The organism is Actinacidiphila sp. bgisy145, from assembly GCF_057708125.1.
In genome coordinates, this window is record NZ_JBYIRL010000007.1 from 218,899 (window position 1) to 227,646 (window position 8,748).

Genomic DNA, 8,748 nt, shown 5'->3' on the forward strand with positions numbered 1-8,748 from the left:
GCTCACGGGAGGTACTTGTTGGTCCACTGGCTGTCGGTGACCGCGGCCTTCTTGTCCAGGGTGACCAGGGAGTTGACGAAGCCCAGCGTCGTGGCCCAGCCCTGGGCGTCCATCGCGTCGCTGGTCGGCCAGGCCACCTGGCGCAGGCTCGCGGCGACCACGTCCGCGGCCACGCCCGGCACCGCCTTGCGCGCCGCCGCCTGCACCGCGGCCGACTCCAGGTGCGCGTGCATGTAGGCGGTGGCCTGCTGGACGGCGGCGGCGACCTTCCTGGCGGTGTCGGCATGCTGGGAGAGGTAGTTGCTGCGGGCCACCACGAACTGGCCGTAGCCGGCCTCCTTCTGCGACCACGCCGGGACCTTCACCGGGTCGGCGACCACCACGCCGTCCCCGGAGTCCTGGATCTCCAGCGGGGTCGGCTCGGAGGTGGCGAACCAGTCGATCTGGTTGCTCTTCAGCGCCGCCTTGTCGGCCACCGGGCTGGGCAGCGACACCCACTTCACCTTGCCGGGGTCCACGCCGTAGCCCTTGAGGAAGATGCTCGCCTCGCCCTTGGTGTTGGCCGAACTCGATCCCCCGGTGGAGCCGTCGAGCGCCTTGGCGACCTGCGCCGCGGGCGTCGAGGCGGTCAGGTGGTGGGCCTTGGCGAACTTGGTGCTGACGATCAGGCCGAGCGGATAGCCGCCGGCGTCGGTGCCGATCGCGGTCTCGGGGACGTTCTTGCCGAGCGCGGCCAGGAAGCCGTTGGGGCTGTCGTTGAGGAACTGCACCGAGCCCGACTGGAGCGCGGACGCCCCCGTGGAGGCGTTCAGGGTCACGTATTCGACCTTCAGGCCCTGCGCGGCGAAGTACCCCTGGCCGTCGGCCACCTCGATCGGGGTGTCCAGGATGTTCCCGCTGACGCCGATGGTGACGGTGGCGCCGGAGGAGCCGCCCGAACCGGCCGAGGAGCCCCCGCCGCACGCGGTCAGCAGCAGTGCGCCGGCGGCGGCCAGCGCCGCCGCGGCCCGTCGCCCGCGAAGTTGAGGTCGCATCAGATCCGCTCTCCCTGGTCGCCGTCGTGGATTGTCCGACAAGGTGCGAGCGACCGTAACAGCAACCTCCGACCCCCACAAGACATCAGGACGCAAGACCAGGCCCAGCCAATTGTCCGACAATATTGTCAAGTTGTTTCCCCAGTGCTACGTTCGCTAGGGCGCTGCGGTGCGTCTGGTCGCACAATCCGGGCCTGGCCGACCCGTTGATGGACCGACGCCCACGCCCCATCCCGTCGACGGGCTTCGAGGTCGCTCCACCTCCATCGCACGCGGAGAAGGGATCACCCCCATGAGATCACGCGGAATGTCCGACCATCTCCACCGCCCACGCGCACGACGTCTGCCCCTGCTCCTGACCGTGACCGTCACCGTGACCGCCGCACTCACCCTCACCGCCTGCGGCGCTTCGGGCACCTCCGAATCGTCGTCGGGCACGTCCGAAGGACGGATCACCTTCGGCGACCTGAGCCCCACCACGACCCTCACCCCGTTCTACGCGGCCGTCTACGAGGGGTTCTTCAAGAAGGCCGGACTGGACGTGTCGGTCGAGAAGTTCACCGGCGGCGGCTCCTCCTCGGTCGCGGCGCTCGCCACCGGCGCCGTCGACGTCGCCTCCGGCGGCCCCACCAACTTCATCGGCGACATCGCCAAGAAGGCCATCTCCGGCAAGATCTTCGCGCAGGCCGCCGGCGCCCAGTACGACGTGCTCGCCGCGAAGGACATCACCTCCCTCTCCCAGCTCAAGGGCAAGACGATCGGGGTCTCGGGCGGCAACTCCGCCGACGAGATCTACCTGATGGCGGTGCTGTCCCACTACGGCGTGAACCCCCACGACGTCACCTTCGTCACCGCCGGCACCCTCGCCCAGCGCTTCGGCGCCATCTCCGGCGGCACCGTCAAGGCCACCGCGGAGCTCAACACCCAGCGCTCGGTGGAGCAGCAGGTCGGCACGGTCCTGCTCAAGGCCGAGGACAGCGCCGTGCAGGTGCCCAACGTGACGTTCTGGGCGTCCGACGCGTCCTTGAAGTCCCGCCCGGCGGCGCTGAAGAAGATGGTGTCCGTCCTGGTCACCGCCGCCAAGTGGGCCGCCCAGCCGGCAAACCGCAAGGCCGCGGTGGCCGACTGCCAGAAGGGCAGCGGCGCGACCGCCGCCAGCTGCGAGGAGACCCTCACCGTCAACACCGACCCCGCACGGGCCGGCAAGTGGACCTGGTCCTCGACCTGGGCCGTGGACACCGACGGCATCACCAAGGCGATCAGCGCCACCGCCCAGGTGATCCCCGACGCCAAGGGGCTGACCAGCGCCGACGTCGTGGACACCGCGCTCACCGGGACCCGGCCGTGACCGGGCCGCGCCGGACGGCGAAGGAGTACCGGTCCGCGCTGCGCCCGCTGCTGCTGGGGGCGCTGTGTCTGCTGCTGCTGGTCGCCCTGTGGCAGCTGGCGGTGACCGGGCACTGGGTCAAACCGCTCTTCCTGCCCGGCCCGTCGAAGGTCGTGCACGCGCTCGGCACGCTCTTCTCCGACGGTCAGATCTGGTCCAACCTGCGGGTCTCCGGCGAGGAGTTCGCGATCGGGCTGGGCGTCTCGGTGCTGCTCGGCGCGCTGCTCGGGCTGCTCACCGGCTGGTACAAGGCGGCCGACGAGTTCCTCAAACCGCTGGTCGTCGGCATCAACTCGATGCCGCAGGTCGCCGTCGTCCCCGTGCTGATCCTGATCTTCGGCATCGGCATGACCCCGAAGATCGTGGTCGTGGTGCTCAGCTGCACCACCGTCATCCTGATGAACACCGCGGCCGGCGTCGGCAACGTGGACTGGCAACTGCGGCGGCTGGCGCGCAGCTTCGGCGCGAGCGACCTCCAGGTGATCAGGACCGTGGTGCTGCCGACCCTGGTGCCGTTCTTCATGACGGGCCTGCGCATCTCCATCGGGCGGGCCATGATCGGTGTGGTGGTCGGCGAGATCTTCGCGTCGAAGGCGGGCATCGGCAACGTCCTCATCTCGGCCAGCAACTCCTTCAACATGCCGGTCATGTACGCCACCGTCGCCGTCATCACCTTCCTCGGCATCGCGCTGACCCAGCTCGCGGCGCTGCTGGAGCGCCGGATGCAGCGGTGGCAGCGGTGAGCCGGGCGGAGCGGCGGACCGCCGCCGCGCCGGACCGGCCGAAGCTCCAGGTGGCCGGCGCGCAGGTCACCTACCAGGCCCGCACCGGCGGGGTGGTGGCCGTCGACGGGATCGACCTCGACGTCGCCGACGGCGAGTTCGTGGCGATCGTCGGGCCCAGCGGCTCGGGCAAGAGCACCTTCCTGATGGCGCTGGACGGGCTGGTCCCGCTGACCGGCGGGCGGATCTCGGTGGACGGCACGCCCGTCGACCGCCCCGGCCCGGACCGGGCCGTGGTGTTCCAGGACGCCTGCCTGCTGCCCTGGCGCCCGGTCATCGACAACGTTGCCTACGGGCTGGAGCTCGCCGGGCGCGGTAAGAAGGAGCGGCTGGCGGTCGCGGCCGAACTGCTCGCGCTGACCGGGCTCAAGGGGTTCGAGCGCTTCTACCCCGACCAGCTGTCCGGCGGCATGAAGCAGCGCGTCAACATCGCCCGCGCGCTGGCCGCCGATCCCGGCATCCTGCTGCTGGACGAGCCGTTCTCCGGGCTGGACGCGCAGACCCGCGAGAGCATGCAGGCGGAGCTGCTGAAGATCTGGGACGCCCGCAAGAAGACGGCCGTCTTCGTCACCCACCAGATCGACGAGGCCGTCTACCTCGCGGACCGGGTCGTCGCCTTCAGTGCGCGCCCGGCCCGGGTGGTGGCGCAGTGGCGGATTCCGTTCGCCCGGCCGCGGCCGCTGGAGCTCAAGCACAGCCGTGAGCACCGCGACCTCGAAGAGGAGATCTGGGAGGTGGTCCGGGCGCAGAAGGCGCCCGGCACCGACCGCTGACGTACCTCTCGCACCTGCGGGCTGCCGCCCCTCCCCCGGTTTCGGGGAAGGGGCGGCAGCCCGTCGGCGGTCAGCGGCACCGGGTCAGCCGGCGGTCCCGGTGAGAGCCGCCTGGGGCAGGTAGAGGGGCATCGAGTCCTCCCACTGGCTGTCGGTGAGCATCGTCTTGCCCGAGCCGTCGGCGTTCATCGCCATGATCATGCCGTAGGGCTGGAAGGTGTTGTCGTAGAGGGCGGCCTCCTCGCGGAAGCCGTACATGCCGGTGTTGTAGAGGATGCGGCCGTCGGGGTGCCACACGGCGTGGCCGTCGTTGGCACCGCTGCTGGTGAGGACGCTCAGCCCGGTGCCGTCCGGTTTGATGGTGCACACGTCGAAGTTGGTGGGGCCGGTCTTGCGGGTGAAGAGGATGCGGCTGCCGTCCGGGGACCAGTCGGGCAGGTTGTCGGACGCGGTGGTGAGCACCGTGGTGGTGCCGCTGGCGAGGTCGAGGATGCGCAGGCCGTTCTGCGCGCCCCACACCCGGTAGACGATCTTGGTGCCGTCGGCGGAGTAGCTGGGGAAGCCGGAGTTGGTGGAGTTGTCGGTGAGCGCCTGGGCGCCGGTGCCGTCGCTGCGCACCCGCCAGATCGCCGCGGTCATCACCGCGCGCTCCTGGAACCAGCCGCCCAGCCCGAACGCGATCCACTGACCGTCCGGGGACCAGGCCGGCCGGAAGGCGCCGGCCAGGCCCTCGGTGACCAGCGTCTGGTCCAGGCCGGAGGTGGTCGTGTCGAAGACCACCTTCAGGTCGCTGCCGTCGGGGTTGAGCGTGGCGATGTCGGACTTGCCCGGGCCGGTCTGCTTCTCGGTGATCGCCAGCCGGTTCTGCGACGACAGGATCGGGAAGACGTCGCAGAAGCGGTAGTCCCAGTTCGCGTCCCAGCTGTAGAGCGGGGTGTCCAGGGTCCGGCTGGTGAAGTCCTGCTTCTCGTAGATCACCGACTTGCCGTCCGGGGACCAGCAGGGCGAACGCACCCCGGCGCGCTTCACGTTCGGGATCGAGCCGTTCACGTAGACTAGGCCCTCGTCCTGCCCGTTCTTGAGCAGGTAGCCGATCTCGGTGTTGGTGACGTACTGCGGGGAGACCTTGAGGTTCGGGCCGGAGGTGTGCTCGACGCGGTCGGTGCCGGTGGCGAAGTCGACCGAGACGATCTGCGACTCCACCACGCCGATGTCCTCGGGGCGGTGCGCCTGCCAGGTGCCTTCGACGGTGATCTCGTAGTAGACGATCCGCTGCCCGTCCGGGGACCACTTGGGCGAGCCCAGGCAGTAGCCGGGCTTCGTGGCGAGCTGCCGGAAGCCGGTGCCGTCGGGCTTGATGACGTAGATGCTCAGCTCCTGGGTGTGCTCCCAGCCGGTGCCGTTGTCGTGCCCCATCCACTGCGTGTTGCGGTCGGAGGAGAAGGCGATCCACTTCCCGTCGGGCGACCAGACCGGGCGGAAGTGGCCGTCGGGGCTGCTGGGGTCGCCGGCGAGCGCCGCGGTGCCGCTGAGGTTGGTCAGCGCACCGGTCTTGGTGTCCATCAGCCAGATCTGCGACAGGTGGTCGGCGGACCGGGTGGAGGAGAAGGCCAGGGTGCGCTTGTCCGGCGAGAGGGTGGCGCTGTCGTAGACGGCCGGGCCGCCGACCACGGAGGTGACGCCGGTGCCCTGGCCGGAGCCGCCCAGGGTGGTCGCGTAGATGTTGGCGTTGCCGTCGCCGGTGCGCTCGGAGGTGAAGTAGACGGTCTTGCCGTCGAAGGAGTAGTTGGCGTGCCGGTCGAACTTCGCGTCGGTGGCCGACAGCAGCTTCCGCTCGTTGGAGCCGTCGGCGTTCGCGGTGTACAGGGTCGACGCCGAGGGGCCGATCCGGTTCATCAGCATCACCCCCTTCTTGCCGCTGCTCGCCGCGGAGACGGCGAAGGAGGGGGTGGGCAGCAGCGCGGCGCCTGCGGTCGCCGCACCGGCCACCAGGAACGCCCGACGTCCTATACCCTTTTTCTCGGATGCCATTTCTCTTCCAACTCCCGTGGTGTGAGGGATCGAGTTCTTCCGTTGGCGCGCGCTTTCCCGGAGAACGTGCGGGACGCTACTCCGCGGCTGATCCACCGTCAATTAATCCGTCGGAAATACCGCCGTCAATTGTGGGAGCCCCTGGAAGTTCCGCGTCCGGGCATGCGAAAGCCGCCCGCGGCCCTTGCGGAAAATGCGGTGGACGCGGACGGAAAAGGCGAGGGGAAAGAAAAGGGAACGGGAAAGCGCACGAAGCGCGCGGCGGGAGACAGTTCGCCCCGTGGGCGCCCGCACTCGAAGGGTGCGGGCGCCTCGGGCGGCTGCGTCGGACGTCAGGCGTCAGCCTCAGGCGTCACCCTCAGGCGTCAGACGTCAGGTCAGGCGCAGAAGAAGGTGACGGAGTCCGGGTTGGGCACGGCCAGGGAGGTGCCGGTGTCCGTCAGCTGCCCGGACCGCGGGTCGACCGCGAAGACGTTCACGCTGCTGCTCGCCTCGTTGGCGACGAGCAGCCACCGCCCGCTCGGGTGGAGGGTGAAGCCCCACGGCGTGGTGCCCCCGCAGGGGATGCGCTGGAGCACGCCGAGCAGGTCGGTGCGGGGGTCGACCGAGAGGACGACCAGGGAGTTCTCGGCCCGGTTGCCGGCGTACACGAACCGCCCGTCGGCGCTGATCGCGAGGTCGGAGGCGCTCGCGGTGCCGGTGAAGCCGGGGGTGCCGACCGCGAGGGTCTGCCGGTGCGTCAGCTCGCCGGTCGCGGGCGTCCACTGGAGGGCCTGGAGGTCCGAACTCAGCTCGCTGAGCAGGTAGACGGTGCGGCCGGCGGGGTGGAAGGCGACCCGGCGCGGGCCGGAGCCGGGCGCGGTGGCGTAGCCGGCCGGGCCGTCCTCGGACAGCACGCGGGTGCGGCGGTCGAAGGGGCGGACGAAGACGCGGTCGGCGCCGAAGTCCGGGACCAGGACGAACCGGCCGCTCGGGTCCACCTCGGCGTGGTGCGGGTGCGGGCCCGCCTGCCGGGGGTTGGGGCCGGAGCCGGTGTCCTGCGCGCGCGAGGCGACCGCGGCCAGCTCACCGCTCGGGGTGATCGGCACCGCCGCGGTGAAGCCGTCCTCGAAGTTCGTGGCGAGCAGGGTGTTCGAGGGCTGGTCGATGCCGATGTAGGACACCCCGCCCCCGTTCAGGCCGGTGCCGCCGGTGGACAGCTCGCCGGTCGGGGTCAGGGCGCCGGTCGCCGGGTCGATCCGGAAGGTGGCGACGACCCCGCCGACGGCCATGGTGGCCACGTACAGGATCGGCAGCGACGGGTGGGTGACCGCCCAGTCGGCGTTGGCCTCGCCCACCGGGCCGAGCGCGGTCAGCGCGCCGGTGCCCGGGTCGAACCACGCACCGTAGATCTCGGTGCCCTTCCAGGTGTTGAAGTAGACGAGTTCCCGCCGGCCGGCGCGCGAGCCGGCGGGGGCGGGGGCGGCGGCCGCAGGGGCCGCGGCGGCCGCGGTGGACACGGCGCCGAGCAGCGGTACGGCCGCGGCGGCGGCCACCGAGCCCAGCAGCCGTCTGCGCGAGGGGCGCCGGTCCTGGCCGGCGGCCGGCCCGTCCGGGGTGTTCCCGGTCGCGGCGGATCTGGAGTCGAACATGTCGAGAGTGCTCCTTTGCATCTCGAATGTGCGCGGAAAGGGATGGAGCAAATGATGCGATCTACTGGGAACGCTGCCCCGACGTACGGCGCTTGGCCAGGCCGAGGTGCTTCAGGGCGAACTTGTCGAGCTGGGTCAATATGCTGTTGAGGATGAGCGTGATCGCCATCAGGACGATGAGTCCGGCGAATTCGGTCGCGGCGTCGAGGTTCATCGCGGAGGTGAACAGCTCGTGGCCCACGCCCTCGGAGGAGGCGATGAACTCACCGCCGATGACACCGAGAATGGCCAGCGGCCCGCCGGTCTTGAGCGCCGCGAAGAACGGCGCGGCCAGCGTCGGCAGCGTCACGTAGCTGAGCACATGGCTCTTCTTCCCGCCCATCACCTGGATGATCTCGATGAGTTCCCGGTCCCGCAGCCGCAGGCCGAGGTAGAGGTTGTAGAACACCACGAAGGCCACACCGGTCGCGGCGATGTAGATCTTCGACCAGGAGCCGATCCCGAAGAACAGTACGAACAGCGGGGCCAGCGCGATCTTCGGCACGCCGTTGACCGCGGCGACCAGCGGCTCCATCACCCGCCCGGCGAGCGGGAAGGAGCCCAGCACCAGGCCCATCACGGTGCCGATGGCCACGCCGATGCCGAACCCGACCACCACCTCGAAGGAAGTGGTCTTGATGTCGGTCCACCCCTGCGAGGAGCCCAGCAGGTGGTGCAGCGCCGTCCACACGTCGGTCGGCTTGCTCACCGCGTACTCGGGGATCACCGGGCCGCTCATCACCTGCCACAGCACCAGGCAGAGCACGATCACGGCCAGCCGCAGCACGATCACCAAGGCCGCGCCCCGCCACCGGTGGTCCTTCTTCTTCCCTCCGGTCGCCGCCGGGACCTCGGCCCCGGTCTTCTTCTGACTCATCTCACGGGTAGCAGCCACCACCGTCTGCTCCTTCCAGTCTCATCAGCCGCGAGCGCGCGAGGCTACGGCAGGTACTTGTTGGTGTAGTTGGCGGACGTGATCTTCGCTTCCTGGGTCAGCGCGCCCAGGGAGTTGATGAACGTCGTGGTCTTGGTCCAGTCGGCGTCAGTCATGGTGTCGCTGGTGGGCCATCC

7 protein-coding genes are annotated in these 8,748 nt (G+C 70.1%); 3 read left to right on the top strand and 4 right to left on the bottom strand.

Going from position 1 to position 8,748, the window contains the following annotated elements:
• Positions 1 to 2 precede the first annotated feature (2 nt).
• The gene (locus AC3ERT_RS08990) at positions 3 to 1,034 is read right to left on the bottom strand and encodes an ABC transporter substrate-binding protein (protein ID WP_435173552.1); all 1,032 of its coding nucleotides are present in this window, start codon (positions 1,032 to 1,034) and stop codon (positions 3 to 5) included.
• Positions 1,035 to 1,395: 361 nt separating this feature from the next.
• Here AC3ERT_RS08990 and AC3ERT_RS08995 point away from each other — a divergent pair, with 361 nt between their 5' ends.
• The 3 genes from AC3ERT_RS08995 to AC3ERT_RS09005 are packed head-to-tail and all read left to right on the top strand — an operon-like array spanning position 1,396 to position 3,976.
• The gene (locus AC3ERT_RS08995) at positions 1,396 to 2,382 is read left to right on the top strand and encodes an ABC transporter substrate-binding protein (protein WP_435136222.1); all 987 of its coding nucleotides are present in this window, start codon (positions 1,396 to 1,398) and stop codon (positions 2,380 to 2,382) included.
• Positions 2,379 to 3,164, top strand: a complete 786-nt coding sequence (locus AC3ERT_RS09000) for an ABC transporter permease (RefSeq protein WP_435136225.1) — start codon at positions 2,379 to 2,381, stop codon at positions 3,162 to 3,164. The genes AC3ERT_RS08995 and AC3ERT_RS09000 overlap by 4 nt, the downstream gene beginning before the upstream one ends.
• Positions 3,152 to 3,976, top strand: a complete 825-nt coding sequence (locus tag AC3ERT_RS09005; RefSeq protein WP_335984100.1) for an ABC transporter ATP-binding protein — start codon at positions 3,152 to 3,154, stop codon at positions 3,974 to 3,976. The genes AC3ERT_RS09000 and AC3ERT_RS09005 overlap by 13 nt, the downstream gene beginning before the upstream one ends.
• A gap of 84 nt (positions 3,977 to 4,060) precedes the next feature.
• Here the strand turns inward: AC3ERT_RS09005 and AC3ERT_RS09010 are convergent, their stop codons facing one another.
• The 3 genes from AC3ERT_RS09010 to AC3ERT_RS09020 form a co-directional block, all read right to left on the bottom strand.
• Positions 4,061 to 6,007 carry a hypothetical protein gene (locus AC3ERT_RS09010; protein ID WP_435173553.1) on the bottom strand — a complete coding sequence of 649 codons (1,947 nt, stop codon included), beginning with the start codon at positions 6,005 to 6,007 and terminating at the stop codon, positions 4,061 to 4,063.
• Between the two features lie 377 nt (positions 6,008 to 6,384).
• Complete coding sequence (locus AC3ERT_RS09015) at positions 6,385 to 7,638, bottom strand: lactonase family protein (RefSeq protein WP_435173554.1); 1,254 nt, start codon at positions 7,636 to 7,638, stop codon at positions 6,385 to 6,387.
• 61 nt (positions 7,639 to 7,699) lie between these two features.
• Positions 7,700 to 8,572, bottom strand: coding sequence for an ABC transporter permease (locus tag AC3ERT_RS09020; RefSeq protein WP_335984105.1), 873 nt, complete (start codon positions 8,570 to 8,572; stop codon positions 7,700 to 7,702).
• Positions 8,573 to 8,748: the final 176 nt, after the last annotated feature.

Coding starts and splice junctions, on each gene's coding strand:
- AC3ERT_RS09015 (WP_435173554.1), bottom strand. CDS start 7,638: ATGTTCGACTCCAGATCCGCCGCGACCGGGAACACCCCGGACGGGCCG.
- AC3ERT_RS08990 (WP_435173552.1), bottom strand. CDS start 1,034: ATGCGACCTCAACTTCGCGGGCGACGGGCCGCGGCGGCGCTGGCCGCC.
- AC3ERT_RS09010 (WP_435173553.1), bottom strand. CDS start 6,007: ATGGCATCCGAGAAAAAGGGTATAGGACGTCGGGCGTTCCTGGTGGCC.